The 26,696-nt window shown below is 34.2% G+C and carries 30 protein-coding genes; all 30 read right to left on the bottom strand.

Translation table 11 applies throughout. The features are described 5' to 3' along the window. Positions 1 to 17 precede the first annotated feature (17 nt). Complete coding sequence (locus E3U55_RS05045; protein WP_194840822.1) at positions 18 to 1,403, bottom strand: DUF342 domain-containing protein; 1,386 nt, start codon at positions 1,401 to 1,403, stop codon at positions 18 to 20. Positions 1,404 to 1,449: 46 nt separating this feature from the next. After that, the gene (locus E3U55_RS05050) at positions 1,450 to 2,214 is read right to left on the bottom strand and encodes a FliA/WhiG family RNA polymerase sigma factor (RefSeq protein WP_134339261.1); all 765 of its coding nucleotides are present in this window, start codon (positions 2,212 to 2,214) and stop codon (positions 1,450 to 1,452) included. A 49-nt stretch (positions 2,215 to 2,263) separates the two neighbouring features. After that, the gene (locus tag E3U55_RS05055) at positions 2,264 to 2,761 is read right to left on the bottom strand and encodes a chemotaxis protein CheD (RefSeq protein ID WP_134339262.1); all 498 of its coding nucleotides are present in this window, start codon (positions 2,759 to 2,761) and stop codon (positions 2,264 to 2,266) included. 2 nt (positions 2,762 to 2,763) lie between these two features. Next, positions 2,764 to 3,387 (bottom strand): chemotaxis protein CheC, encoded by a 624-nt coding sequence (locus E3U55_RS05060; protein ID WP_134339263.1) that lies wholly within the window; start codon positions 3,385 to 3,387, stop codon positions 2,764 to 2,766. A 20-nt stretch (positions 3,388 to 3,407) separates the two neighbouring features. Continuing rightward, positions 3,408 to 3,872 (bottom strand): chemotaxis protein CheW, encoded by a 465-nt coding sequence (locus E3U55_RS05065; protein ID WP_134339264.1) that lies wholly within the window; start codon positions 3,870 to 3,872, stop codon positions 3,408 to 3,410. 12 nt (positions 3,873 to 3,884) lie between these two features. Beyond that, positions 3,885 to 5,894 (bottom strand): chemotaxis protein CheA, encoded by a 2,010-nt coding sequence (locus tag E3U55_RS05070; RefSeq protein WP_134339265.1) that lies wholly within the window; start codon positions 5,892 to 5,894, stop codon positions 3,885 to 3,887. Next, positions 5,894 to 6,946 (bottom strand): protein-glutamate methylesterase/protein-glutamine glutaminase, encoded by a 1,053-nt coding sequence (locus E3U55_RS05075; protein ID WP_134339266.1) that lies wholly within the window; start codon positions 6,944 to 6,946, stop codon positions 5,894 to 5,896. Before E3U55_RS05075 ends, E3U55_RS05070 begins: the two co-directional genes overlap by 1 nt. Before the next feature lies 1 nt (position 6,947). Beyond that, on the bottom strand, positions 6,948 to 7,838 hold the full coding sequence (locus E3U55_RS05080; RefSeq protein ID WP_134339267.1) for a MinD/ParA family protein: 891 nt from the start codon (positions 7,836 to 7,838) through the stop codon (positions 6,948 to 6,950). After that, positions 7,832 to 8,944 (bottom strand): flagellar biosynthesis protein FlhF, encoded by a 1,113-nt coding sequence (flhF, locus tag E3U55_RS05085; RefSeq protein WP_134339268.1) that lies wholly within the window; start codon positions 8,942 to 8,944, stop codon positions 7,832 to 7,834. Before flhF ends, E3U55_RS05080 begins: the two co-directional genes overlap by 7 nt. Beyond that, positions 8,941 to 10,977, bottom strand: a complete 2,037-nt coding sequence (flhA, locus tag E3U55_RS05090; RefSeq protein ID WP_134339269.1) for a flagellar biosynthesis protein FlhA — start codon at positions 10,975 to 10,977, stop codon at positions 8,941 to 8,943. Before flhA ends, flhF begins: the two co-directional genes overlap by 4 nt. A 21-nt stretch (positions 10,978 to 10,998) precedes the next feature. Further along, complete coding sequence (gene flhB / locus E3U55_RS05095; RefSeq protein WP_134339270.1) at positions 10,999 to 12,081, bottom strand: flagellar biosynthesis protein FlhB; 1,083 nt, start codon at positions 12,079 to 12,081, stop codon at positions 10,999 to 11,001. Between the two features lies 1 nt (position 12,082). Then, positions 12,083 to 12,862, bottom strand: a complete 780-nt coding sequence (gene fliR, locus E3U55_RS05100; protein ID WP_134339271.1) for a flagellar biosynthetic protein FliR — start codon at positions 12,860 to 12,862, stop codon at positions 12,083 to 12,085. 2 nt (positions 12,863 to 12,864) lie between these two features. Further along, the gene (gene fliQ / locus E3U55_RS05105; protein ID WP_134339272.1) at positions 12,865 to 13,134 is read right to left on the bottom strand and encodes a flagellar biosynthesis protein FliQ; all 270 of its coding nucleotides are present in this window, start codon (positions 13,132 to 13,134) and stop codon (positions 12,865 to 12,867) included. A 15-nt stretch (positions 13,135 to 13,149) separates the two neighbouring features. Then, positions 13,150 to 13,818: a flagellar type III secretion system pore protein FliP gene (fliP, locus tag E3U55_RS05110; RefSeq protein ID WP_134339273.1), complete on the bottom strand. Its 669-nt coding sequence runs from the start codon at positions 13,816 to 13,818 to the stop codon at positions 13,150 to 13,152. Further along, on the bottom strand, positions 13,811 to 14,488 hold the full coding sequence (gene fliO / locus E3U55_RS05115) for a flagellar biosynthetic protein FliO (protein ID WP_134339274.1): 678 nt from the start codon (positions 14,486 to 14,488) through the stop codon (positions 13,811 to 13,813). The genes fliP and fliO overlap by 8 nt, the downstream gene beginning before the upstream one ends. Before the next feature lie 22 nt (positions 14,489 to 14,510). Continuing rightward, positions 14,511 to 14,873, bottom strand: coding sequence for a response regulator (locus E3U55_RS05120; protein WP_134339275.1), 363 nt, complete (start codon positions 14,871 to 14,873; stop codon positions 14,511 to 14,513). Between the two features lie 17 nt (positions 14,874 to 14,890). Continuing rightward, positions 14,891 to 16,099: a flagellar motor switch phosphatase FliY gene (gene fliY, locus E3U55_RS05125; RefSeq protein ID WP_134339276.1), complete on the bottom strand. Its 1,209-nt coding sequence runs from the start codon at positions 16,097 to 16,099 to the stop codon at positions 14,891 to 14,893. After that, complete coding sequence (fliM, locus tag E3U55_RS05130; RefSeq protein ID WP_134339277.1) at positions 16,092 to 17,084, bottom strand: flagellar motor switch protein FliM; 993 nt, start codon at positions 17,082 to 17,084, stop codon at positions 16,092 to 16,094. The genes fliY and fliM overlap by 8 nt, the downstream gene beginning before the upstream one ends. A 34-nt stretch (positions 17,085 to 17,118) precedes the next feature. Beyond that, positions 17,119 to 17,541 (bottom strand): flagellar basal body-associated FliL family protein, encoded by a 423-nt coding sequence (locus E3U55_RS05135; RefSeq protein WP_194840823.1) that lies wholly within the window; start codon positions 17,539 to 17,541, stop codon positions 17,119 to 17,121. Next, positions 17,534 to 17,752 carry a flagellar FlbD family protein gene (locus E3U55_RS05140; RefSeq protein ID WP_134339279.1) on the bottom strand — a complete coding sequence of 73 codons (219 nt, stop codon included), beginning with the start codon at positions 17,750 to 17,752 and terminating at the stop codon, positions 17,534 to 17,536. Before E3U55_RS05140 ends, E3U55_RS05135 begins: the two co-directional genes overlap by 8 nt. Before the next feature lie 42 nt (positions 17,753 to 17,794). Then, the gene (flgG, locus tag E3U55_RS05145; RefSeq protein WP_134339280.1) at positions 17,795 to 18,739 is read right to left on the bottom strand and encodes a flagellar basal body rod protein FlgG; all 945 of its coding nucleotides are present in this window, start codon (positions 18,737 to 18,739) and stop codon (positions 17,795 to 17,797) included. Positions 18,740 to 18,817: 78 nt separating this feature from the next. Beyond that, complete coding sequence (locus E3U55_RS05150; RefSeq protein WP_134339281.1) at positions 18,818 to 19,195, bottom strand: TIGR02530 family flagellar biosynthesis protein; 378 nt, start codon at positions 19,193 to 19,195, stop codon at positions 18,818 to 18,820. Next, a complete protein-coding gene (gene flgD, locus E3U55_RS05155; RefSeq protein WP_134339282.1) occupies positions 19,179 to 19,640 on the bottom strand; it encodes a flagellar hook assembly protein FlgD in 462 nt (153 codons plus the stop codon). The genes E3U55_RS05150 and flgD overlap by 17 nt, the downstream gene beginning before the upstream one ends. A 3-nt stretch (positions 19,641 to 19,643) precedes the next feature. Continuing rightward, positions 19,644 to 20,933, bottom strand: coding sequence for a flagellar hook-length control protein FliK (locus E3U55_RS05160; RefSeq protein ID WP_134339283.1), 1,290 nt, complete (start codon positions 20,931 to 20,933; stop codon positions 19,644 to 19,646). A gap of 32 nt (positions 20,934 to 20,965) precedes the next feature. Continuing rightward, on the bottom strand, positions 20,966 to 21,541 hold the full coding sequence (locus E3U55_RS05165; protein WP_134339284.1) for a MotE family protein: 576 nt from the start codon (positions 21,539 to 21,541) through the stop codon (positions 20,966 to 20,968). A gap of 5 nt (positions 21,542 to 21,546) precedes the next feature. Next, on the bottom strand, positions 21,547 to 21,990 hold the full coding sequence (fliJ, locus tag E3U55_RS05170) for a flagellar export protein FliJ (RefSeq protein ID WP_134339285.1): 444 nt from the start codon (positions 21,988 to 21,990) through the stop codon (positions 21,547 to 21,549). Next, on the bottom strand, positions 21,990 to 23,300 hold the full coding sequence (gene fliI, locus E3U55_RS05175; RefSeq protein WP_134339286.1) for a flagellar protein export ATPase FliI: 1,311 nt from the start codon (positions 23,298 to 23,300) through the stop codon (positions 21,990 to 21,992). The genes fliJ and fliI overlap by 1 nt, the downstream gene beginning before the upstream one ends. A gap of 1 nt (position 23,301) precedes the next feature. After that, a complete protein-coding gene (fliH, locus tag E3U55_RS05180; RefSeq protein ID WP_194840824.1) occupies positions 23,302 to 24,075 on the bottom strand; it encodes a flagellar assembly protein FliH in 774 nt (257 codons plus the stop codon). Beyond that, positions 24,068 to 25,081 carry a flagellar motor switch protein FliG gene (fliG, locus tag E3U55_RS05185; RefSeq protein ID WP_134339288.1) on the bottom strand — a complete coding sequence of 338 codons (1,014 nt, stop codon included), beginning with the start codon at positions 25,079 to 25,081 and terminating at the stop codon, positions 24,068 to 24,070. The genes fliH and fliG overlap by 8 nt, the downstream gene beginning before the upstream one ends. A 13-nt stretch (positions 25,082 to 25,094) precedes the next feature. Then, complete coding sequence (gene fliF, locus E3U55_RS05190; RefSeq protein WP_134339289.1) at positions 25,095 to 26,684, bottom strand: flagellar basal-body MS-ring/collar protein FliF; 1,590 nt, start codon at positions 26,682 to 26,684, stop codon at positions 25,095 to 25,097. Between the last annotated feature and the right edge of the window lie 12 nt (positions 26,685 to 26,696).

The following is a 26,696-nucleotide window of genomic DNA, read 5'->3' on the forward strand; positions in this document are numbered from 1 at the left end:
ATTACATCCCTTCAATTTTATAAAGAAGAAATAGTAAAGTCGTTCTCTTTGAAGACTACAGATATATATTTTTCTTCTCTTGTAAATCTTTTCGAATATTTACCAACAATCATTTCAGTATTCGGGTAAATTATACCATTTGCAGACAATTTTATAAAATCAGAACTGTATTCCTCTGGTGCAAATGCTTGATGCTCCATTTCTAAATCTTTTAAATTTAATAAGGCATCATCTAATGAACTCTTCTGTTTAACTAAAGTTGATTTTTCTTTTTCTGATAATCCTTTACTTTTATAAATTAATAATAATTGATTCCCTAATTTCTTTAATTTTTCAATCGTTTCTTTTAGTTGTTCCATTTCTTGTTCAATTTGCAGTCGTTTGTTCCGAACATTTTTGTTTTCACCTAAGTAAATGAATGTTTTAGTATTCATTCGATTACCGACATCTTTACAAGTAACCTTCTTACCAGCAGAAACTGATCCACCAATTATATGTCCTCTTTGACAATGGATCGTTTCTCTGGCAATTACATCACTGTGAAAGATGGATTGGTCAACAACAATTGAACGACCAGCACTCAAGTTTCCTTGATTCACATTTTTTATATGTATATCTAAACCTGCATTAATACGTCCTTGACCAAGTCCTGAAATGCCTTCTTTAATAAATACTGATCCACCCGCTTCCAGTGTAGCCGCTTCAACTAAACCGAATATGGATATATCACCTTTAGCTTTTAATGAGAAGCCTTCAGGAACATCACCACGAACCACAATTGAACCGTTAAAATCAATATTACCAGTGTTTAAATCTATCGTGTCTGGAACTTCATACACCGGAAGAACTTTAATGTGCTTTTCAGTAACAGAGACTTGACCATGATCTGTAGCATAATAAGTACATTCATTTTCTACATACTTTGTGTTTTCACCAGCTCTAAATGCCGGTACTTTACCAGGTTTATGTTTTATAGATTGATTTAAAACATTTATACCATCTTCACCATCAGTTGGTGGTATGTATACAGCCAGGGTATCTCCTGTTTCCACTTTAGGGATTTTCATTACCTCTTTGAAGTTAATAGTCTCGTTTTCATCAATCTTCATTTTCACAATTGTATCAACTTTAAATTCAATATATCCGTCAACACCATTTACAGGCTCTTTTCCCTTAGCTATTTCAACTGGAAAACTGATTTCTTCAATATTAGATAATATTTTATTAATTACATCATCGTTGAGCCCATATGAAATTTTGTGTTCATCTAAAAACTTATTAAATGATGTTTGATCTACTTGGTCCATTAATGATTGATCAATGAATACTCCATCTTTTAATTCGATAGTAACGCTCAATTGATCTTCACTTATGTTTAGATTAAAAATGTCTGCAATATTCACGGTACCCTCTCCTGCATTTAAAATCTGATAAGTCGAGTTCACATAATTAATTTATTGACAACTTATTTCTCAGCTTTACTATTGCTTTGCTATGTATTTGAGATATTCGAGATGTAGATCGTTCTAGGACTTGTCCAATTTCTGTAAAGGTTAGCTCTTCTTTATAAAATAAACTGATGACAAGTTGTTCATTTTCATTTAATTCGGTTATTGTCTTACTTAATTCTTCAATATTTTCTTTTTTAATTAACTGATCCTGTGGTGAGTGACCATCTCTGTCAGGAATTGTGTTTCTTAAATTTTCTCTTTGGTCATCGTCTGATTCAGATGTTTTATCCTCTATTGATAATAAGTTTGCAAAAAGCGTATCTTTAACTATATCGGCCACTTCATTTTCTTCCATGCTCACACTTTTAGCAACTTCTTCAAGTGTAGGTGTTCGTTGGTGCGTTTGCTCTAATTTTTCAAATGTTTGTTCAATAATTTTGGATTTATCTCTAACGGAGCGCGGAAGCCAATCTTCTTTTCTTAAACCATCGATAATAGCTCCTCGAATTCGAAAAGAAGCATATGTATCAAATTTTAAATCTCTTGCTGTATCAAACTTTTCTAATGCATCAACTAAACCCATAAAAGCCAAACTTTTAACATCTTGTTTATCCACATTCTTGGGAAGGTGAGCAAAAACACGATTAACTTGATAATCTACTATTGGCATATAATGTTCTACTAACAAATTTCCCGCTTCTTGGTCTTTATGATTTTGCCACTTTTCCCATATTAAAGTTAATGAGGTAGTTGTTTGAGCCATGAACTAGCACCTCCGCGACTGATGATTATGTAAAATTATAGAGAAAGACTTAAATGTAAGTCGTACCTTCATAAACGGTTCTAATCTTAAGTTGGCATGATTCTGAATCAAATTCTATTGAACGTCCTTTGTTGCCACCAACATCTTTAGCTATTAGAGGAATTCCCTCAGTTTCCAGAATTTTTTCAACTGCGATTGCATTTTTATGACCTATTTTCATTTTCTCATTGTTAGACGATATATTAAACATCTGGGCTCCACCGGCCATCTTTGCTGTTAAACGCCGCTTTAAGCTGCCATTATCCTCTAATAATTTTATAAGTGCTTCTATCCCTGTATCAGCAAACTTACCAAGTTTAAATTCATCTGTGCGAGACAATGATGAATCTGGTAACATGATATGAACTAAGCCCGCTAGCTTACGTCCTTCGTCAAATAATATTAATCCAATACAAGACCCTAATCCAGATGTTGAGATTACCTGAGACCCATGAACTATATTAAAATCAGCTATTCCTACTTTTACTTTTTCTATTACATTTTCCATGTTCAATTAACTCCTAATAACTTAAAGATACGTTTAAATGCATCAGGGTCTGGTAATAAAAAGAAATGGCCTCTAATTTCTTCATCAAGTTGTTCTGAACTTAAAACTGTTTCAATAAAAATAACTTGATCAGCTACTGTGGATGTTTCTATTAAACCTTGGGACATAATTGCTCCAGTCATATCTATCGTTGCGCTCGGCACCAGTTGATAGAGATTAACATTAATAAAATCAGCTAATGCTCTTAAGTATGAACCAGTTAAAATGTTACCAAGTTCTAAAAAGGCTGAAGTAGCAATTTGGTTGTCCGCTTGAAGCAATGATTGATTTTGATCTCGTGTTAACATTTTAACAAATTGATCGGCATGATCAGGAGAGATTAAAAAGAATACATTGCCCGAAAAATCACCTTCGAATTCTACTAAAACCGCTGCTTTAACATCTTCAGGACCACCTGTGATTTCCATCATTTGATCAAAAGAAACGACTTTGACGACAGGAACGTCCATATCAATAGGTTTATTTAATAGGTTTGATAAAGACGTTGTAGCATTACCTGCTCCAATGTTACCAATTTCTTTTAAAATATCTAAATGGATTTGTTCAAACTTAAATATTTCGCTCATTTTTGTCCCTCTCAACAAGTCTAATTAACTGAAGCTAATTTATCCATTTCTTCAGTAGACAAGACTCTCTCTAAATTAAGTAATATTAATAGTCTATTATCATTTTTTGATACACCTTTAATATAGTCTACACTGACTTGTCCAATAACTTCTGGAGGAGGTTCAATAGCATCTTGGTTAAGGTCGACTACATCGTTTGCGCCATCAACAATTAAACCAACATCAATTCCATCCAAATGAACAATAATGATTCTGGTTTGCTCAGAATATTCTTCAGGTTCCATGTTAAACCGTTCTCTAAGATCAATGATTGGTGTTACAACACCTCTTAAATTAATAACCCCTTTAATAAAAGATGGAGTATTAGGTACACGAGTGATTCGTTGAATTCTTTCAATCGAGCCTACTACGTTTACAGGTACTCCGTAATATTCATCTTTCAATTGAAAAACTATATACTTCTGATTTTCATTCACCTCAGTCATATGTCATCCCCCTTATTTAATCAAAGCATTCGTGTCAACGATTAATGCTACTTCACCATCTCCAAGAATCGTAGCACCAGATACAGCAAATACATCTCTTAGATAATTACCCAAATTCTTTAATACAATTTCTTGTTGTCCAATAAAGGAATCAACAACAAGACCAGCCATCTGGTCCCCTTTACGAACTAAGATAACAGAGTAGTAATCATCATTTTCATACATATCGTTAAAATTAAATACTTGTCGTAAATGAACTAAAGGTACAATATTACCTCTGAAATCAATCACTTCACGACCATGTGCTTTATATATATCATTTTTATTTATTACTGCTGTTTCTATAATAGATGAAAGCGGAATTGCATAAGTATCATCATCTAAAACGACCAACATAACAGAAATGATGGATAGCGTTAATGGTAGTTTAATAGAGAATGTTGTACCTACTCCTAATTCTGAATCAATTTCTATCGATCCACCTAGTGATTCAATGGTATTCTTTACAACATCTAACCCCACTCCACGACCTGAAATATCTGAAATTTGATCAGCTGTAGAGAATCCACTAGCCATAATGAGTTCAAAAATTTGGCGGTCATTAAGGTTAGAAGCCTGTTCCTGAGTAATAATCCCATTACTTAGAGCCTTTTGTAAGACTCTATCCTTATTAATACCTCCGCCATCGTCTGTGATTTCAACAAAGACATTATTTCCACTATGGTACGCTTTCAATAAAAGTTTCCCAGTGTCAGATTTCCCTTGACCAATTCTTTCATCAGGCATTTCAACCCCATGGTCTACGGCGTTTCTGATTAAATGAACTAACGGGTCACCAATTTCATCAATAACGGTACGGTCTAATTCTGTCTCTGCACCTTCAATTTCAAAGTCAATCTTCTTCCCTAAATCTCTAGCTAAATTTCTAACCATTCGTGGAAAACGATTGAAAACTTGATCAATTGGAACCATTCTCATGGTTAAAATGACATTTTGAAGCTCACTTGAAGTTCTTGTCATTCGTTCAACTGTCTCACGAAAATCTTGATGTTCCAGGCTTTGAGATATTTGTTCTAAGCGACCTCGGTCAATTATTAATTCCTCAAATAAATTCATCAAAGCATCAAGTCGCTCAATATTCACACGAATTGTTTTATTTCCTACGGCTTTTTTCTGCTCTTTATTCGTGTCTTTAACCGAATCTTCTACCGTTGCAGATACCTCTTCTTCTGCCACGTTTTTAACTTCTTTCAGGTTAGATGCAGAGTTGACAGGATTGAATGTATTTACTTGTACATCATTAACTTCTGAGACTTTAAATATTTTTGCCTGTATCGTATCGGCATCTTCATCTGAAACAAATAGCATTTGAAATGACTCTTCAAATTGTTCATCTTCTAATTGATCTACAGAAGGAATCGACTTGATGACTTCCCCTGCTTTTTCTAAAACTTCGAAAACCATGTAAACGCGTGCTGCTTTTAATAAACAATCTTCTGCAAGAGACACATTAATATCAAATATATTTTGACCTTGTGACTTTGCTTCATCTAGAACAGTTGTTTCAAATTCATCTAATTCAATAGTTGATTCACCTTTGGAAGACACAGGTTTATTTAATGAACCATTTGAAACAAGATCTTCTCCTGCTTCTATTGCTTGAAGTTTGGTAACAATAGATGAAACATCTTTTTTACCATCTCCACCGTTTGAAACATCACCAACAATATCTTCAAGGGCTTCGACTGAATCAAACAACACGTCTAAAATAGATGGTTGAACCTTTATTTTTTCATTCCGAATAGCATCTAGAACATTTTCAAGCTTATGTGTTAAATCAGCTAAATCTTCATATCCCATAGTCGCAGACATACCTTTTAATGTATGAGCAGCTCTAAAAATATCATTTACAATGGTAAGATCATCAGAATTATTTTCTAAATCTAATAATCGATCGTTCACAACTTGCAGGTTTTCATTACTTTCATCTATGAATACTTCTAAGTATTGGTTTGTATCCATTACCGGATTCCCCCTTTTGTTACTAATTCATTTAGTGTCTGACCTATTTGATGTATTGGTAGAACAGAATTGGCACCGACTTTCTCAACTATCGATTTTGGCATACCGTAAATAACTGCTGTTTCTTCAGATTCTGCAATTAAATAATTTGATTGAACCTTTGATTTAAGAAATTTCGCACCTTCTGTTCCGTCACTTCCCATCCCTGTTAGTACGACGCTAATATGATTAAAGTTTTTTAGCTGGGCTAAAGATTTAAATAACTGATTAACTGAAGGGCGATGTCCGTGATCTACCTCATTTTGATTCATCTTAGCCACAATTGAAGTTCCTAACTTCTCGACTTCCATGTGATAATTACCAGGTGCAACATAAGCCTTTCCTTTTCTTAAAATTTCTCCATGATAAGCTTCACTTACGTCAATATCTGCAATTTGATTTAAGCGGTTAGCCAGTGATTCTGTAAATCTAGGTGGCATGTGTTGAACAATTAATATTGGCGCTGGAAAATCACTTGGTATATCTTTTATCAGCATTTGTAATGCTTTAGGGCCACCGGTAGAAACGCCAATTGATACAATAGATTGGTCAAAAGGAAATGTCATTCGTTCTTGTGTTTGAGGTTTATGTATTATTTTTCCCTTTTGAAGATTTGCTGTTGAAGCAGCCTTAATTTTTTGAATAAGCTCTTTTTCAACTTTTTCAATATCTAATGAAATAGATCCCGAAGGCTTAGTTAAAAAATCTACAGCACCATACTCAATCGATTGAATTGTACTTTTAGTGCCATCTGCCGTTAAGCTTGATAACATAATTACAGGTACTGGATTCTCATCCATAATCATCTTTAATGCTTGTAATCCATCTAATTCAGGCATTTCAATATCTAGAGTGACGACATCTGGTTTAAGTTGTTTTATTTTTTCTAATGCTACTTTCCCATTTCGTGCTGTATCGATTACCTCTAACCCATCTGATTGATTAATCATATCGGATATCATTTTTCTCATGAATGCTGAATCATCGACGACTAGTACCCGTATTTTATTCAAATTAATCTACCTTTCTATTAAATAATGACTTTAGTTTGCTTATAAATTTGAGTTCGTTGTGTGATTCGAATTGTGGTGTTTCATTCATCGTTTTCAAATAGTCTAACACAAGTTTAGCCATCATTTTACTTACTCTAGAACGGTTGTCCATCACATAATATGGTGTTTGTTCTTTAACAGCTTTAATGACACTTGAATCATCCGGCAAGCTTCCTAGTAATTTCAATTCATAGGATAAAAAGTTCCGGACCGCAGCTTGTAACCTATTATACACTAAGATTGATTCATTTGACCCAGTTACTCGATTAACCATTAATGATATATTAACGTTCGGTCGTTCTATTACGAGGTGTTTAATAGCTGCATAGGCATCTGTAATAGAAGTAGGTTCAGTAGTTGTAACAACAAAGCATTCATCTGCAGCAGAAATAAACGCCATATGTTCTTCAGACATTCCAGCCCCTAAATCAAAAATAATGTAATCATAGGTGTTTGCGACTAATTCTAATTGCTCAAGAAAATAATCGAATCGTTCTACATTAAGATGAAAGAAATCAGATAGTCCAGTTCCAGCTGCAATATAAGATAAATTGGAGGGCCCTTGTTCAATGATATCCTCTATTTCTAATCTCTCATCTAACATTGAAGACAATGTATATTTTGGATACATTCCTAACAATATATCAATGTTCCCCATACCAATATCTAAATCAAAAATTAAAACTTTTTTGCCTTGTTTACTCAAACAAATAGAAAAATTTAAAGCGAAACTAGATTTACCCACACCACCTTTTCCGCTGAATACAGCGATTGTATGAGCTTGATTCTCTTCGGCTGATGGTTCTTCTTGTGTAATTTGTTTTCTTAACTCATAAGCTTGATCCTTTACCATTGCTTTTCACCTACTAACAAATCTACGATTAGCTCAGGTGATGCTTCTTGGATGTCATCTGGTACACTTTGTCCATAAGTTACATAAGATATCTTAAATTTGTGTTTATTCCACAAATTAAAAATAGCACCATATTGGGATGTTTCATCAGCTTTTGTAAATATAACCCGATTGACATTTAGCTGATTAAACCTTGTAAAAATATCTTCTAAATCCTTAGATTTGGATGTTAAGGAAAGTACACAATAAATTTCTTCGTTTTCACTAAATTCTACAAAATCTTTAACTTGGTTAATATATTCGTCCTTACGAAAATTTCGTCCAGCTGAATCAATAAAAATGACATCATAATCTTTAAATCTATCTTTAGCTTTTTTAAAATCATCTTTATTGTACGCGACTTCTATTGGAACGTTGAGTATCTTTGCATAAGTTTTTAATTGATCGATTGCTGCAATTCTGTAAGTATCTAATGTAATAAAAGCAATTTTTTTATCATCTGTAATCGAAGATAAAGCTGCTAACTTAGCGATTGTGGTTGTTTTACCTACCCCGGTCGGACCAAACAAATAGATAAATTTAGCATGGTGTTTATGGTGAGCAAATGCAGAATCCATCTTTTCTAAAAGATACTGTTTAACGTACCTCTTAAGTTGTTTATCGTCATTTTTGTCATTAGAATAATACTTTTCTAATAAAAAAGGCAACATTTCATCTATTTCGTCTTTATTTATTTCCTGCTCCTCTAAGTGCTTATATATGACTTGTATTGGGTCAGGCAATACATTTTTGTTTGTTTTTTGTTGATTAACTTGAGTTTTTAACTGATTAATTTCTTTTAAGATTTCATCATTTAAACTGCGATCCTCTTCTTGCTTTGGCTTTTGATAGATTCTGTCTACTTTGTTACTAGCCTTTTTATGACTCATTATAGGGTTAGGATCTACAGCAGCAAATACCTCAATATATTTTTTTCGAAAGAATCCAAGAAATCCTTTTGTTTTTTGTTCCCTTGAATTTAATATGACGGCTGACTGCCCTAATTCATTTCTGACAACCTTCATAGCTTCAGGCATTGTCGGAGCTGTATATTTTTTTACCTTCATGTAATGTTCACCACCCCGGCACTTTCTACGTCTGCATCAGGTTCTAATTCGTTATATGATAACACAACTACATCTGGCAAATACCTTGATATAAGGTGTTTAACATACATTCTAACAGCTGGTGAGCAAAGGATAATGGAAGTAGAATCTTTTACGAATGCTTTATTCACTTCTTCATTAACAGCTTCTATAATTCTCTGTTGATTATCCGGATCAAGATTTAAGAAATTTCCATGTTCAGTTTGTTGGACATGATCTACAATTAACTTTTCAATGTTTGGAGATATGGTAACAACTTTAATGAAATTTTCTTCATTTAAATATTGTCTTGTTATTTGAACAGATAGAGATTGACGACTGTATTCAGCCAATAAATCTGTGTCGTTCGTCATTTTTCCATAATCGGCTAGCGTTTCAAAAATGACTGGTAAGTTTCTAATCGGTATTTGTTCATCTAATAGTTTACCTAAGATTTTTTGGATATCTCCTGTTGGTAATGGCTCTGGTGTTACTTCTTCGACTAAAATTGGATGAGTTTCTTTTAAGTGATCAATGAGCTGTTTAGTTTCTTCTCTACCCAATAATTGACTAGCGTGTTTTTTAATAACCTCAGTAATATGGGTAGATACGACCGAAGGAGGATCAACAACAGTGTAACCAGATAATTCCGCTTCATCTTTCATGTCTTCATTAATCCACTTGGCCGGTAGTCCAAATGCTGGCTCTACCGTATCTATACCGTCTATCGAATCATCTTCAATGTCTGGACTCATAGCTAAGTAATGATTTAAATAAAGTTCCCCTTTGGCGACTTCGTTCCCTTTAATTTTTAATTGATATTCATTAGGATTTAATTGAATATTGTCACGAATTCGAACTACGGGTATCACAACACCTAATTCTAATGCCAGTTGTCGCCTAATCATGACAATTCGATCTAATAAATCTCCACCCTGATTAGAATCTGCAATAGGGATTAGTGCATATCCAAATTCAAACTCGATTGGGTCTGTATTTAGAAGTTGAACGACACTTTCAGGAGAAGACATTTCTTCTGATACTTCCTCTTCTTCATCGACAAATTCTTCAACTTCATTCTGTCGTTGTTTAGCAGTATCTAGATAAAATCCTCCTACTCCTAGAACAGCAGCTATTGAAGTGGTTAAGCCAAAATTAATCGGTGTGAAACCAAGCAAAAAGATCGTACCAGCTGCGACATAAAGAAGTTTTGGATAACGGAATAGCTGAGCTGTCACATCATAAGAAAGGTTTCCTTCAGCAGCTACACGAGTAACAATAATACCCGTGGCCGTAGCAATTAATAACGCAGGAATTTGTGAAACTAAACCGTCACCTACTGTTAAACGCATAAAGACGTTGACCGTTTCAGAGAATGAATATCCAAACTGTGTCATTCCGATAATAAAACCAAAAATAATATTAATTATGACTATTACGATACCAGCTATAGCATCACCTTTAACGAATTTGCTTGCACCATCCATAGCTCCGTAAAAATCTGCTTCATTCTCTATTTTTTCACGTCGGTCTTTAGCTTGTTGTTCTGTAATAAGACCTGCGTTTAAATCAGCATCAATACTCATCTGCTTACCAGGCATCGCATCTAATGTAAAACGAGCGGCCACTTCGGATACACGTTCCGCTCCTTTTGTAATAACAATAAATTGTATAACAACTAAAATGATAAAAATAACAAAACCAACAAGTGGATCTCCACCAGTCACAAAATTACCGAATGTGTCAACAACTCCACCAGCATCAGCTTCTGATAAAATTGAACGTGTAGTTGATACGTTTAACCCTAATCGAAATAAAGTTAATAGTAATAATAAAGAAGGAAAAATAGCAAAATCTAAAGGTTCTTGTGTATTCATAGCAACTAATATAACTATTAAAGCAAGTGATATGTTAGTTAAAATAAGCAAGCTTAATAGACCTCCCGGAAGAGGAATAACTAACATAACGACAATCATTATGACACCTATTAATACAGACAAGTCTCTTGCTGACATAAAAATACCTCATTTCGTTCACTAAGCTTTACGTTGGAGACTGTAAACATAAGCTAACACTTCAGCTACTGCTTGGTAAAAATCTTCTGGTATTTCATCATCTATTTCTACCGATTGATAAAGACTTCTAGCTAACCAACGATTTTCCACAGTCATTACTTCGTTGGCTTTAGCAATTTCTTTAATCTTCAAAGCGATATAATCCACACCCTTTGCGACCACATAAGGTGCCTCTGATTTCTCATCATCGTATTTAATAGCGATTGCGTAATGAGTAGGGTTTGTAATGACAACATCTGCTTCAGGAACTTCACTCATCATGCGTTGCTGCGCCATTTGTCTTTGACGTTCTTTCATTCTCGACTTAATTAATGGGTCACCTTCAATGTTTTTATGTTCATCTTTTACATCTTGTTTTGACATTCTAATATTTTTTTCATAATCATATCGCTGATAAATGTAATCTGGTATAGCTAAAAACATCAAGACTAAAGATGAAGAAACACCCATCCAAATTGTTAATTCACCGAAAAATTTAATAGATTCATTTAAGCTTTTCATAGAAAGAAGCATCATTTCATCTTTATTAATCCAAATAACCATGAAACAAATCGTACCTATGGAAACAATCTTAAATAATGATTTTAGCAACTCAACAATGGCCCTAGCCGAGAAAATTCTCTTAATCCCTTTAATGGGATCCATCTTTTTAAGATCAAATTTAATAGCTTCACCAGAGAATAGAAAGCCAATTTGAATATAATTAGATAAAAAAGCTGCAACCATTGCAACACCCATAATTGGTAAGACTACTTTTACTGCTTCAATAGTCATTTGGAATAATAATGATTCAATATTAGCAGCTGTTAATTCCCAATGAATAAACTCTGTAAAACTATATGTATACATACCAGTTAATGTTTCACCCATAAAAGATCCAAACACAATTAAGAACACAAATATAAAAAACAACATAACAGCCGTATTTATATCCTGACTCTTAGCGACCTGACCTTTCTTTCTCGAGTCCTGTCGTTTCTTAGGGGTTGCTTTTTCTGTTTTTTCTTGATTGAAAAATTGTAGATCTAAGCGTAATAGTTCCACATTACGCCCCTCCCATAACTCTCATTAAATCTCTCATCGCCACTATCATAAACTCAAATAAATTTGTAATTAATGCAAAAAAGAAGCTGAAAAAGATTAATAATACAGCAAAACTAACAAAAATCTTTAGTGGTAAACCTACAACAAAAACATTAACCTGTGGTACTGCTCTTGCAATCATACCGAGTGCAACATCAACTAAAAATAACATGCCTACAATAGGAATCGACATTTGGAATGCAATAACAAACATAGTTCCAAAGGTGTTAATTGCAAAATCTACAAATGATTGGTCCGAAATATTAATCAGCTCATTCATCCCAATAAATTCATAACTATAATAAATACCATCTAATAATAAGTGATGGGCATCTGTACTAACTAATAGGAGAAGTGTAAAAGTATAAAAATACTGACCGATAATTGGACTTTGAATCCCTGTTTGTGGATCTACAATATTCGCAATAGCAAAGCCCATTTGAAAGTCAATAAACCCCCCGGCAATCTGCACTGCAGAGATAATGATGTATGCGATTAGACCTAGTAATAAACCTATCGTAACCTCTTTAAGTATTAAAATAATGAAATATCCATCAAACACGAAAACAGGAATATCTACTGCAAAATACATCACCCAAGTTAGAAGTACTACAAAAAGTACCCGATGCGTCATAGGAATTGATCGATACGAAAAGAAAGGTACCATCATGAAAAATCCAGACAATCTAGCAAAAATCAGTAGAATTCCTGGTAGTCGCGCTAAATCTATAGTTTCTAGCATATTTAACCCACTATTCGACTTATATTATTAAATATATTTATAGTAAATTCGATCATCCTTTGAAGCATCCAAGGTCCCAAAAAAACTATACCAACAAAGACAGCAACAATCTTAGGAATAAAAGCCAGCGTCTGCTCTTGAATTTGTGTTGTGGCCTGAAAAATACTGACGATTAGACCAACCGCGAGTGCGAGAAGTAATATGGGCCCAACAACTATCAAAATGGTATAGATGCCTTGTTCGGCTAAAGCTATGACTGTATCTGCACTCATGGTTATACCAACTTTCTATAAAAAACTTTCCAGCACAGAATGGGTAATTAGATACCATCCATCTACGATGACAAATAATAATATTTTAAATGGTAAAGAAATCATAACCGGCGGTAACATCATCATACCCATGGACATTAATACACTTGCCACGGCCATATCAATCACTAAAAAAGGAATAAATATCATAAAGCCCATTTGAAAGGCCGTTTTCAATTCACTTATCGCAAACGCAGGTATTAATGATGTTAAAGGAATATCTTGAATTGATTGCGGCTGCTCAGCCCCTGAATAGTCAAGAAACAATTGAAGATCTTTGGCCCTTGTATGTTTAGACATAAATTCCTTAAAAGGTAAGCTCGCCCGATCATATGCTTCATCCAAAGTAATCTCTTCATTAAACATTGGATCTAATGCCTCATCATAAACTTCTTGGAATGTAGGTGCCATAATAAAAAATGTTAAAAACAAAGCTAATGCAACTAATATCTGGTTAGGTGGCATTTGTTGTGTTGCTAAAGATGTACGCACGAACCCTAATACGATGACAATCCTAGTAAAACTGGTCATTAAGATTAAAATACTCGGAGCTAATGTTAATATCGTGATTAAGATTAATAACTGTAAAGCTGTTGAAATATTAGCAGGATCATTTTCTGAAAATATATTAACAAAATCAGTCATGAGAATCCTCGTTTCTTTCCTGATAACGTTTCATCAATCTCTCACGAGTATTTTTCATTGATTGCAGCTCCGTTTGAAACTGGCGCTTAGTTTCCTTTTCTTGATAAGGATTATGATCACGCCTTTTAAACTGATTCATAACTTTTTGAAAAGACAAGCTTTCTTGACCAGAATTATTATATGAATTTATATCTTCAATCGTGTTTGTGTCTTCAATTTCAGTTAACAATTGAATATCTTCTCCTACCCCTAAAAGGTAATACTGGTTCCCAACCCGAATTATCTGAACAGATTTATTAGAGCCAAGGGAAAGACCACCAATATTTTCAAGGGACCTGCTTTGTTGATAGATCTTACTCCTTTTTTGGATAAATCTCAGCAAGAAATATATTAAAGCCAATACGAAAACCAAAGCGATTAACATCTTTATAAAGTCGATGAAAAGGGAACTATTACTTTGTCCAATTTCACTAGATTGTAGTTCACCTTCATTACCAGCATTGTTATTTAAGTTTGGTTGAGGTTGTTCATTTTCACTTGAGTCTTTGTCACCCCATTTTTCTTCAACACTTTGGTTATCATGATTATCAGCTGAAACAATCGTCACACTAGCTAAAAGATATACAGTTGTTAAAATGGCCATACCTATTAATCTTATAGATGTCTTCATGCGAACCTACCTAACTACCCTATTATTCTAGTACTTTTTTAATCGCTTCAATAACACGATCTGCTTGAAACGGCTTAACAATAAAATCTTTAGCACCAGCTTGAATCGCGTCAATTACCATTGCTTGTTGTCCCATTGCTGAACACATAACCACTTTTGCACTTGGGTCTTGTCCAACTATTTCTTTTAAAGCCGTAATACCATCTTTTTCTGGCATCGTAATATCTAATGTTACTAGATCAGGGTTTAATTCTTGATATTTTTCTACAGCTTGTTGGCCATCTTCAGCTTCCCCAACAACCTCAAAACCGTTTTTTTCCAGAATATCCTTGATCATCATACGCATAAATGCTGCATCATCTACTACTAAAATTTTCTCTCCCATTATGAATCCCCCTTAATTTATCTTAATTTCTTTAATCGGTCTGACTTGTTTAAAATATCTGTCACTCTAACACCAAAGTTTTCATCAATAACAACTACTTCACCTTTAGCAATTAGCTGGTTATTAATAAGTATATCTACAGGCTCACCAGCAAGCTTATCTAACTCAAGAATCGATCCAGTATTTAACTCTAAAATTTCTTTAATAGACTTCTTAGTTCTACCAAGCTCAACAGAAATATTTAAAGGAATATCCATTAAAAGATCCAGGTTTCTTTGTTCAGATGATGTTACTTGAGGTGCATCATCAAAACTTGAAAATTGAGCCGATTCAACCGAATCAATCATCGTTTTGTTTGTGTTTGTACCTAAAGACTGATTAGGTTGTTGATGTTGTTGCTGAACATTATGTTGAGATGGTGATTCATTTGTAACTTCATGTTTGCCTTGTGGTTGTTGATCTACAGCTGGTTGTTGTTCTGGTTGTTTTTCTTGTTCCTCAACTTCATTTAACTTTAATAATTGATCAACATATTCTTTAGAAAACTCTAAAGGCATCAATTGCATAATATTAGAATCAATCAATTCCCCTACCTTAAGTTGAAATGATACCTTTACAAATTCATCTTCATTAGGAACATAATCCATTCCTTCTCCCGTTTTCACGTCAATGACTAAAGTCTGAGGCGGTGAAATATCTACTTTCTTATCGAATACTGATGACATACTTGTTGCAGCAGAACCCATCATTTGGTTCATTGCTTCTTGAACAGCACTTAATTGGATTTCACCTAACTCATCATTTGGGTTAGTTCCATCTCCACCTAACATTAAATCAGCAATGATGGCTGCATCATAACTTTTAATAATGAATAGATTCTTCCCTTTAAAACCTGCAGTATAATCAACAATCACAGCAACATGCGGTGAGGGAAATTCATCGATTAACTCTTGATTACCAACCACTCCTACTGTAGGAGTCGTAATTTCTACTTTTTGATTTAACAGAGTTGATAATGTTGTAGCTGAACTGCCAAAAGAAATATTCCCTAATTCTCCAATAGCATCAATTTCAACAGATGATAAAGACTCATCCATCGGGGGCTGCTTTGTCTGATTTTGCTGTGTTGGTTCAGTTGCTGACTCATTATCATTTTGTTCATCATCACCTTGTCCATTTAATAGAGCGTCAATCTCTTCTTGGGACAACATATCATCCTTATTCATCGTCTTCCCCCCTATATTCTTCAATAATTTGAACAGCTAAGTTCTTTTTCTTTTTACCAGGTTGCACATAAAACTTTGGTTCTTCATTAGCTTTTAATAAGAGTGGTTCATCTATTTTCTGATTTAATGATATAACATCATTGTTTGATAGATTTAAAAATTCTTCGATGGAAATGGCTGATTCACCTAACAAAACTTTCGCTTCAACTTCAACACTCTTAATATTTTTACTTAAATTCTCATAATGCTCTGGTTTAACTTCAGATACTTGATTTTGCATCCAATAGTGCATAGACAATTTAGATATAATAGGCTCTAAGACTATGTGTGGAATACAAATGTTAATCATACCAGTTGTATCGCCGATTGTTGTATTCAAGGTAATTACAATAACCGTTTCATTAGGAGATACGAGTTGCACAAATTGAGGATTCACCTCTAGTTCTTCAAGTGCCATATCGATTTCCACCATTGATGACCAAGCTTCTTCCAAAGTTTCCATAGAACGTTCAAAACTTCTACTCATTATTCTCGTTTCAATCTCTGTTAAATTTTCTACTTTGTTCATTCCAGCCCCTTTACCACCTAGAGTTCGATCAAGGATGGCATAAGCTATATTGGGATTGACCTCAAACAATAATCTCCCTTCAAGCGGAGCAACTGAGAATACATTAAGAACTGTTCGTTGTGGCACAGATCGAATAAATTCTTCATAAGGAATTTGTTCAACAGATACCAATGATACATTTACAAATGTTCTTAATTGAGCTGCAAGAAAAGAGGTGAATAGTCTAGCAAAATTCTCATGAATCCTTGTCAGACCTCTAATTTGATCTTTCGAAAACCTTAAAGCTCGTTTAAAATCGTAAACTCTAACTTTTTGTTCTGTCTCTTCTTGTTTTAATTCATCAGCATCCATTTCACCGCTGGAAATTGCTGATAACAAGGCATCTATTTCCCCTTGGGAAAGAACATCTTCTGACACTTTCTTCACCTCCATCATGGAGAGAGCCTAAACTCTACTGTAATACTTTATCTGTTACAAAAACTCCAGTAACTAAACCTTCATCTAATATCTGATTTAATTTCATTTTTATGTTCTCCTCAATCTGATCAAGGCCTGACCTAAAATCATCTGACTCTTTAACTGTTAAAGCTTTAATAATTACATTATTTAGTTGAAAACTTTCTCCCTTTTGTAAATATTCACTAGCTGCTTTACTGTCAGTTACAATACGGAATTGAATTCTGACAAAATTATTGTCAGCTAAATCAGTTGTTATTTCTTCTGTCAAAAAAGAATTTTCAACTTTTTCATCAATAGTTGGCTCACTCGCTTCATTTGTAGAATCATCCGTGTATAAGAGAACAATAATTGCTACAACTCCAACTAGCGTTAGTGCGATGATTGTAGTCATCATAATTTTTATAGGTTTACTCATCATCCATCACTTCTTTCCTTGCGAGATCTACGATTCCTATTTTTTGATAGAACTCATCCACTAATTGCATGACTTCTGATGCTGATTCCTTCACAAAATGCTTCTTACCATTAGTTAAAGTAATGGTGGTATCAGGTAACGATTCTATCTTTTCAATATAAAGTGCATTTACAATATATTTTTGATTATCTAAACGTGTGACATTTATCATATTAGGCTAGGGGCTGATCGTTCAGCCCCTATACCTCCCTTATTATCGTTTTAGATTAACTAATTCTTGAAGGATTTCATCTGATGTTGTAATAATTCTAGTATTTGCTTGGAAACCACGTTGTGCAGTAATCATTTCAGTAAATTCTTCTGCTAGGTCAACATTAGACATCTCAAGGGCACCTGCAAATATTCCTCCAACACCATTTGTTCCTGGAGCGTTTAAGTCTGCTATAGTATCAAAATCATCATCACCATCAGTCACAACACCAGCATTATTTGTTAGTTTATAAAGGTTTCCACCAGCTTTTTCTAAACCTTCTGAGTTAGAGAAGTTAGCTAGTAATACTTGACCTGCAACCTTAGCTTGACCACCAGCATCGACATAATTTACAGAACCATCAGCACCAACGCTAAAGCTCTGAGCACCTTCTGGAATCTTGATACGACCTGTATCACCATCTAAGTCACCTAAATTATCCGCATTATTAGTTGTACTATCTATTTGTAAATCGTACTCTCCAACTAAATATTGGCCATTGGCATTCACAATATAGCCGTCATTATCTAAATAAAAGTTACCTGCACGTGTAAAACTCACATCATCATTATCTAATTCAATTGAATCATCGCCACCATTAGAACTTGTTTTTTCAGCGACGACGAACATACCATCACCTTCAATTGCAAGGTCTAAAGGTCTATTAGTTGTTTGGCGATTACCTTGTGTATGAATCATATCAATACTACCTGTTGAAGTTCCCAAACCGACTTGCATAGGGTTTTGACCACCAAGAATAGGGTCGCCTCCTGCATCCTGAATTGGCCCCGTTGCACCTTGCATAGTCTGACTCATTAAATCTGAAAAAGTTAAACGCCCTTTTTTATAACCAAATGTATTAACGTTTGCAATATTGTTTGATACCACATCTAATTTTGATTGAAATCCTCTCATTCCAGAAATACCTGTATACATTGAACGTAACATATAACATCATTCTCCTCTCAGAACTTGTTGTACTGTATCAATCGGTCAACAGTACTTAGGCCTCCATACGGTCCAGCCTTAATCTTGCAATATTATGGTTCCGTTTATGTTTGTCACTAATTGACTCTGTGCTTCATTGCGATCCATTGCAGTGATAATAGTATTATTTTTCGTACTTGCCACAAGCACCGCATCTTTAAGCACTATTACTGAGTCAGTTACACCTTTTTTCTTCGCTTCAGTCATTTTTTCGCTTATTTGATTCCACTTTGAATCTTGAATTTGAATATTTCTTTCATCTAACCTTTTTTGTGCATGGTTGCTGATTTTAACCTGTTGATTAGCTGTATCTAAAAAGCTTTTAAATGATTGAGCAGGACTATTTTGCTTAACTGGTTTAGTTTTAGGTGTTAGTGGTAATTGCTGATGATGTATAGGGTTAATCTTGTTGTTCATTACCCGTCACCTCTTTGTCTGATTGAGATAAATTAACTTGATAGACATTGTTAGCATTTACGACGTCGCCATTATTCAATGTTAGAAAGATATCTTGTCCTTCACGTTTTACCGACGTCACTTCTGACTGAGCATTATTGCTTTCGCCATTTTGTTCAACAATATAACTAACTTGATTCCCAATCAAATTGGAATATTGTAAAAAATTTGATTGATTTTGTTGATTAAACAGTTTTTCAAAGTTACTAGACATATTACTGATTTGTTCTAACTGAGAAAAAGAAGCCATTTGTGCTACAAAATCTTTATCTTTCATTGGATCCATTGGGTCTTGGTTTGTAAGTTGTGTCATTAAAATCTTCAGGAAAGCATCTTTATCCATTTTCGAGTTGCCTTCTCGCATTTGATTTTGATTTGATAAATATAGTGAAGAGTCTACTTTCATGTATTACACCTCCTCTTCAAATAAATAATCACTAAATGATTTTTCTAATTGTTCTTCATTTGAGTCTGTTTGGTCTTGTGCATGTTCTTGTGAATCTTGATCTTGTTGTGATTCATCTTTATCCGTAAATTGTTGTGTATAATCTGTATTTGTTTGATCAACTTGCCTCTCAACTACAACTTGGTTCGGAGAGAACATATGCCTTAATTGTTGTAAATTCCCCTCAAGCATTTCTTTAGCTGCTTGTGTTGTTACAGAAATTTTCACTGCCATTTGACCATCAATTTGAGTAAACTTAAGCATCATATCACCTAGGTTAGCAGGTTTAAGCTGAATTGATAATTGTTTTTGAGCACCAACCTGAGTAAATCTTGTCGATTGAATTATTTTTTGTAATTGTTCAATGATTTGCTTCTGATTAGTAGTTGATGTAGTACTTTGCTCTGGCCTTGTCATATGAATGATAAACTGCTCTTGTTTAGTCAATTGACCATTAATTTGTGACTGATCAATACTTGATACTGGCTGAGATTGAAGACTTCGATTCTTATTGGTCGATATGTCAGTCCAATTAAGTTGATTTAATTCAAATCGAGCTTTAGGTGTTGTGACTAATTGCTTGATTGAATCTACTAAACGGTTTGAAACAAGACTCATTTCCAGACTTTGAGTTTTTGTTGTTGGCTGATTAAGTTTAGTCAATAATTCATTCCATTTTTTAGACCAACCATCAGGTATTTTAATATCTAATGGAATTTTATTATTTTGTAGTTGGTTAGAAGAATCTGTTGGTGACTTTATCATTTGGACTATTTTTGACAGCACTCTTTCTCCCTGAACTAATGCATCTGGTTTTGTAATAGGGTTTACCTTCTGATCTGATTGCGTCATTGAATTAAGAATGAACGCTCCAATAACTTGAACAGTTTGCTCCTCGGAATCAACCACCGAAAAGTCACTAGTAATTTGAGTGAGTGTATCTTTCATCAAATTATTCAAATCACCATCAAATTCAATAATTAATTCATTAAACCTTTCAACCAGCTGTTGAGACAATTTCTCAGGTATTTCTTCACTCACACCTTGTTCTAATGATTTAAAAAGTGTCTGTAAATCTAGATTCAATAATTCTTTCAGTTGTGATAATAATTCAGTTTGACTTTCGCCTTCAGTTGTCATTACTTGACTGATTATTTGCTGGAATGAGTTAACTGGTTTATTGGGCGAAAGATTTTTACCTGATGTTAATTGTTGAGCATTTCCCATTAACAAAGTAGCGACCGCCATATTCATTTTTTCACCCCCTTTCAAAGTTTTACAAAGGTTTAATTATTTTGATAAAGTGCATTAGAAAATATTGCTGCCTCTTCGGAATCCATGGCTGCTAGAACTTCTCCACGAATATCGCCAGGCATATCAATTAGCACTTTAACCGCAAGTTCATGATTCATATCAACAAGGATATCTGCAGCATTAGTGGCTTCCATTTCTGAAAAAGATGTGGATAATTTCGATATCGCTTCATCTTCTTTTAATGATTGCTCTTCCAAAGATTTAATAGACTGTTCATATCTTGTAATTTGTTCTTGCAAATTTTCTATTTCTTCATCTTTAGCAGATATTTCAGCCTCCAAATTAGCAATGCTAGCTTCTTGATCATTAATTTTAGCTTCGTAACCAGCTATTTCTTTTTCATTTTCTTCTTCTTCGGGATCAGTAACGAATGAAGAAATAATGGGTAGTTGACTGCCAATTTCCTGTGCTTTTTGAAATGGATTAATACCTGCCACAGTTGAAATAACTAAAGCAAGAGTTATTGCAAAAAGTATTGGGATAATAACAGCAAAGAATATCCATTGAAACTTATTAGTTTGTTTAGCTTCTTGCTTTAAAGTTGCCATATTCATCACCCATTTACTCTAACGTATTGTTGGACAGAAATCTCATCCATAAATTGATTTTCTAGTTTTCTATATAAGTTTTTTTGCTCAGCTTTTCTTTTGTTAATTACTTTTTCAAGCTTCTTAACTTCTTGATGAGCTAAAGTTAATTGGTTTTCTTTTTGTTGCATATTTAAACGTGCTTGATGAACTTTCATTTGTAGTTCATTTTCTTTCTGCTTAATATTTTCCAGTTGTTGACTATATAATGATAGTTTTGAAGCTTTAATACGTTCTTTCACCATGGAATTCAATTGATATTCAATCGATTCTTTAAACTTTAATAGGTCATATAATTGTTCTCCTATTTGTTCAAAATGGTCAATCGAGCGATTATATTGAGAATGAGCTTCATTCAAATCATTTTCTTTAATATCTAACAATTTTTCTAAAGAAATAATAGGATTCATTAACTGTCACCAACTAACTGTTTTAAGTGATTAATAGATTCATCTGAATGAGAAGTGTCATCTATGGACTGATATAAGAATTCCATTATTTTAGGTTGATAATGAATAGCCTCATCAATATGAGAAGATGACCCTTTCTTATAGGCACCTATTTGAATCAGTTCCTTATTCTCTTCATAAATTGATAACATGTTTCTTAATCGGGTGCTGGCTTGTAAGTGTTCTTGTGATACAATTTTTTGCATTAATCGACTAACTGATTTTAATACATTTATAGCTGGGTACTGGCCTTTTTCAGCCAATGATCGATCTAAAACTAAATGACCGTCTAACAAACCTCTCACTGCATCGGCAATTGGTTCATCCATATCGTCACCATCAACTAATACTGTATAAAAAGCTGTTATACTACCTTTATCATCTGTACCAGTTCGTTCTAATAGTTGCGGCAACATAGCAAATACACTTGGTGTGTAACCTTTCGTTGTAGGTGGTTCTCCACTAGCTAAGCCTATCTCTCTTTGTGCCATAGCAATTCTTGTTAATGAGTCCATCATTAAATTGACTTGATAACCTTGGTCTCTAAAATATTCACTTATTGCAGTAGCAGTATAGGCACCTTTAATCCTTTGTAATGCTGGCTGGTCAGATGTAGCTACTACAACAATAGATTTTTTAAGCCCTTCTTGACCAAGTTCTTGTTCAATAAACTCTCTAACTTCTCGACCACGTTCGCCTAATAATGCAAATACATTTATATCTGCATCACTATTTCTTGCTAACATTCCTAGCAGTGTACTTTTACCAACACCACTACCAGCAAAAATACCAATTCTTTGACCGCGCCCGACTGTAATACAGCTATCTATTGCCTTAACTCCAGTAGATAGCGGCTCAGTTATAGGTGGACGGCTTAATGGGTTAGGTGGTAGACGATCTGTTTCAAATTCAATTAAGTCATTATGTAATTCGCTACCATCCAACGGTTCACCTAATCCATTGAGAACTTTACCTATTAAAGATTTACCTACGCCAACAGTCAGTGAACGATTCGTTGATTCAACTAGACACCCTGGACCAATTTGATTGGTCGTTTCATAAGGCATTAATAGCACGTGTTCATTCTGAAAACCGACTACTTCTGCTTTTATTTTTTTAAGCTGTTTATTGTTACTAATAAAACAAACATCACCAATATTTACTTCCGGGCCTTTTGATTCTATAAGCAAGCCAACGCTTCGATAAACTTTCCCATATCGTTTTTTCAGGTTAGCTTGATGAATTGAAGTTATAATAGAATCAATGTTCAATCTAATTCTCCCCTTTTATAATATCGGTGAGGTGTATTTTTAATTGATGTAATTGAGTATCAATACTTGAATCAATCATTCCAAAAGGTGACTCAATCAAACAACTATTTTCAGATAAGTCTTTATTAGGGAATATGGTTAAAACCCCTTTATTTGGAAACAATTCTTCAAGTTCTTCAATGTTTTCTTGTAAAAACTTGTATTGACCTGGATGTACATTTAATGTCACTTCTGGTTGATGAATAACTTCTTCCAAGCTGTCTTTTATAATATTAAAGTAAGTGGATTGATCTTCAGTCATCTTTTGCAATAATATCTTTTCAACAGATGAAATGGTGAGTTTAATGATGTCATTTTCTGCTTCTTTAAGTTTTTCGTGATAATCATTTTTAGTTTGTTGCACTAATTCTTGGGCATTTTTAATTAGTTCTTCGTAGATTCTTTCTGCTTCTAACTCACCTTTTTTAAAACCTTCAGAATACCCCTCTTGATAACCATTATCTTTGGCCTCATTCATCATCTGATGTGATTGTTCCTCAAGTTTTTTATACTTTTCTTCGATATTAAGTTTTGCTTCACTTAATAATTGGTTAGCTTCCTCTTTAGCACGATCTAATTCTTGTTTAGCTTTAATTCTTAATTCTTCGATTTGCTGTTGTTTTATTTCTGTTGAATCATTATCATGAGACGTCGTCTCTTTTTGGTGAACCGGTTTTACTTGAATAACTTTACCACTCTTGGACCGTTCATCTGTTAAACGATAGATATTAGACAATGATGTCGTCACCTCCACCACGAGCAATTACAATCTCTCCCATTTCTTCTAGCCTTCTAATTGTAGCTACTATCCTTGTTTGAGATTCTTCGACATCTTTTAATCTAACTGGACCCATGAACTCAATTTCTTCTTTAATCGTTTCTGCCATTCTGTTCGACATGTTTTGGTAAAGAAGATCTTGTACTTCTTCACTCGCAACTTTTAATGCCATAATTAAGTCTTCGTTTTCTACATCACGAATTACGCGTTGAATAGCACGGTTATCAAGAGTAACAATATCTTCAAATACAAACATACGTTTCTTGATTTCCTCCGCCAATTCTGGATCTTTACTTTCTAAATCATCTAAGATTGTTCGTTCAGTAGATCGGTCAACACCGTTCAATATCTGAACAATCGACTCTACACCGCCAGTTTCAGTGTAATCCTGCGTTACTGTCGCAGAGAGCTTTTTCTCTAACAATGTTTCAACTTCGCTGACGACTTCTGGTGAAGCAGAGTCCATAACTGCAATTCTTCTGGCTATGTCTGATTGAGTATCTTCAGGTAATTCAGACAATATTTGTGCTGCTTGTTCTGAGTTTAGATACGATAGTATAAGAGCAATTGTTTGAGGGTGCTCATTTTGTATAAAATTATAGATTTGACTAGGGTCTGATTGTCTAGCAAAATCAAACGGCCTTACCTGCAATGAAGATGTTAAACGACCGATAATTTGACTTGCTTGGTTCTCACCCAACGCTTTTTCTAAAACTGTTTTGGCGTAATTAATACCGCCTTGAGATATATAATCTTGAGCTAAAGCGATCTGATGAAATTGTTCTAATATTTCTTCTTTTTGTGACCCATCTACTTTTTTTACAGATGAGATTTCTAATGTTAATTTCTCAATTTCTTCTTCTGTTAAATGTTTATAGACTTGAGCAGAGACATCAGGACCTAGAGAGATTAATAAGACGGCTGCCTTCTGTTTCCCTGTCAATTCACTACGCTTAGTGGCCATAATATAATGCCTCCTAATCTTCTGAGATCCAAGTTCTTAATAGTTTTGCAAATTCTTCTGGTTTATCCTTAGCTAAGTTTTCTAATTGTTTTCTTCTCATTCCAGAGTCTGATAAATCTTCTTCTAGTGGAAGTTCTTCAACTTTACTGCTGTAACTTTCTTCTGTTTCTACCAATTCATCGTCTTCATTTCGTCTACGAAGTACTAAGAAGATTAATAAAATAACAAGTAATAGTAGTCCGCCCCCAACTACATAGACCCAAGTTGGAATAGTTGGGACAGGTTGACTTATGTTTGTACCTTCAGAGAAAGGCTGAAAGACAATTGACACTTTATCAGCAGGATTAAAGGTTTCTGTATTGTTAATAACATCTGCTGAGATTGATGTTTCAATCATAGAAGATAAAATTGATTGTACATCTTCTTCAACCGATTGTTGTTCAGCTGCTGAAAGTGTAACTTGCTCTCCGTTTTCTTCTACTGAATTATCGACAGCTACTTGTATACCAATATCTCTAACCTCATAAGGGCTTTCAACTATGTCACGACGAATACGATTGAACTCATTATTAATTGTTTCACGAACCATTTCGTATTCTGAAAGGTCATCAGTATCTCCTTGTCCCAGGTATTCAGGGATATCAGTTACATCTGAAGGGATTTGACCACCATCAATACCAGCATAGGTTTCAGTAACTCGATCAACACTGACAGGTAAACCTTCCATATTTTCTAAGTCAACCGGTTCAACTAATTCTTCAACACGGTTCTCGCGCGTGAAATCAATATCTGTTGTTACTGATACAACAACTTTATCTTGTCCGATCATCGTTCCTAAAACTCTTTGAACCCGACGTTGTAAATCTCTTTCTATGTCTTCCTTAATTTGTTGATGCTCTACGTATGTATTTCCATTACCAGTTGTGTTCGTGTTTAAGTCAAAGTACTCAAAATTCTGATTCATGATTACAATGTTCTCTGTTGGCAAGTTAGGTACCGCTTTTGATACGAGATGATATAAGCTTCGAATTTTACTTTGGCTAAATTCATAGCCATATTCAGTATTTAAAACAATTGAAGCTGAGGATGACTCCTGCTGATCTCCAACAAAGATAGATTCTTTTGGTTGATTAATTAAAACTTTTGCACTTTCTATACCCTGTATATTAGAGATTAATGAAGCGAGTTCTGTCTGTAAGGCATCTAATTCAATTATCTGCCTCTCCTCGTCTGTCATACCCCAAGATACATTTTCACTAAAAAAGGAGTAATCAATATTTCCGCTATTCGGTATACCTTGTGCAGCAAAATCTACTAATAAGCGATCAGATTGAGCATCAGGAACTAAGATTGTTGTTCCACCATCGGTCAACTCGTACTTTACACCGCGACTATCCAGTTCACTTGTTAATTGTCCCGCTTCTTGATGAGATAAATTACTGTATAAAGGAACCATATTACTGGATGTGAACAATAAAGTAGAAACAATAAGAATTAACGGAAGTCCAACTAATCCACCGACCATACCTATTTTTTGTGTCTTAGACTTTGAACTCCAAAATTCTACGAATCTATTCCTGAATTTTTGTACTGTTTCATTCATCGTAGTCCTCCG

This window comes from Filobacillus milosensis, from assembly GCF_004402015.1.
In the GTDB taxonomy this organism is placed as follows: Bacteria; Bacillota; Bacilli; order Bacillales; family Alkalibacillaceae; genus Filobacillus; species Filobacillus milosensis.

Bases quoted from the DNA above. Each gene is read 5' to 3' on its own strand.
- E3U55_RS05080 (WP_134339267.1), bottom strand. From the start codon at position 7,838: ATGGTAAAGGATCAAGCTTATGAGTTAAGAAAACAAATTACACAAGAA.
- fliY (WP_134339276.1), bottom strand. From the start codon at position 16,099: ATGAATAAGGATGATATGTTGTCCCAAGAAGAGATTGACGCTCTATTA.
- fliQ (WP_134339272.1), bottom strand. From the start codon at position 13,134: ATGAGTGCAGATACAGTCATAGCTTTAGCCGAACAAGGCATCTATACC.
- fliO (WP_134339274.1), bottom strand. From the start codon at position 14,488: ATGAAGACATCTATAAGATTAATAGGTATGGCCATTTTAACAACTGTA.
- fliG (WP_134339288.1), bottom strand. From the start codon at position 25,081: ATGGCCACTAAGCGTAGTGAATTGACAGGGAAACAGAAGGCAGCCGTC.
- fliJ (WP_134339285.1), bottom strand. From the start codon at position 21,990: ATGAATCCTATTATTTCTTTAGAAAAATTGTTAGATATTAAAGAAAAT.
- flhF (WP_134339268.1), bottom strand. From the start codon at position 8,944: ATGAAGGTAAAAAAATATACAGCTCCGACAATGCCTGAAGCTATGAAG.
- E3U55_RS05055 (WP_134339262.1), bottom strand. From the start codon at position 2,761: ATGGAAAATGTAATAGAAAAAGTAAAAGTAGGAATAGCTGATTTTAAT.
- E3U55_RS05140 (WP_134339279.1), bottom strand. From the start codon at position 17,752: ATGATAAATGTCACACGTTTAGATAATCAAAAATATATTGTAAATGCA.
- E3U55_RS05065 (WP_134339264.1), bottom strand. From the start codon at position 3,872: ATGACTGAGGTGAATGAAAATCAGAAGTATATAGTTTTTCAATTGAAA.
- fliP (WP_134339273.1), bottom strand. From the start codon at position 13,818: ATGACTGATTTTGTTAATATATTTTCAGAAAATGATCCTGCTAATATT.
- E3U55_RS05165 (WP_134339284.1), bottom strand. From the start codon at position 21,541: ATGGCAACTTTAAAGCAAGAAGCTAAACAAACTAATAAGTTTCAATGG.
- E3U55_RS05160 (WP_134339283.1), bottom strand. From the start codon at position 20,933: ATGAATATGGCGGTCGCTACTTTGTTAATGGGAAATGCTCAACAATTA.
- E3U55_RS05050 (WP_134339261.1), bottom strand. From the start codon at position 2,214: ATGGCTCAAACAACTACCTCATTAACTTTAATATGGGAAAAGTGGCAA.
- fliR (WP_134339271.1), bottom strand. From the start codon at position 12,862: ATGCTAGAAACTATAGATTTAGCGCGACTACCAGGAATTCTACTGATT.
- E3U55_RS05060 (WP_134339263.1), bottom strand. From the start codon at position 3,387: ATGAGCGAAATATTTAAGTTTGAACAAATCCATTTAGATATTTTAAAA.
- E3U55_RS05120 (WP_134339275.1), bottom strand. From the start codon at position 14,873: ATGGGAGAGAAAATTTTAGTAGTAGATGATGCAGCATTTATGCGTATG.
- fliF (WP_134339289.1), bottom strand. From the start codon at position 26,684: ATGAATGAAACAGTACAAAAATTCAGGAATAGATTCGTAGAATTTTGG.
- flhA (WP_134339269.1), bottom strand. From the start codon at position 10,977: ATGTCAGCAAGAGACTTGTCTGTATTAATAGGTGTCATAATGATTGTC.
- flgD (WP_134339282.1), bottom strand. From the start codon at position 19,640: ATGAAAGTAGACTCTTCACTATATTTATCAAATCAAAATCAAATGCGA.
- E3U55_RS05135 (WP_194840823.1), bottom strand. From the start codon at position 17,541: ATGAGTAAACCTATAAAAATTATGATGACTACAATCATCGCACTAACG.
- flgG (WP_134339280.1), bottom strand. From the start codon at position 18,739: ATGTTACGTTCAATGTATACAGGTATTTCTGGAATGAGAGGATTTCAA.
- E3U55_RS05150 (WP_134339281.1), bottom strand. From the start codon at position 19,195: ATGAACAACAAGATTAACCCTATACATCATCAGCAATTACCACTAACA.
- E3U55_RS05070 (WP_134339265.1), bottom strand. From the start codon at position 5,894: ATGGATACAAACCAATACTTAGAAGTATTCATAGATGAAAGTAATGAA.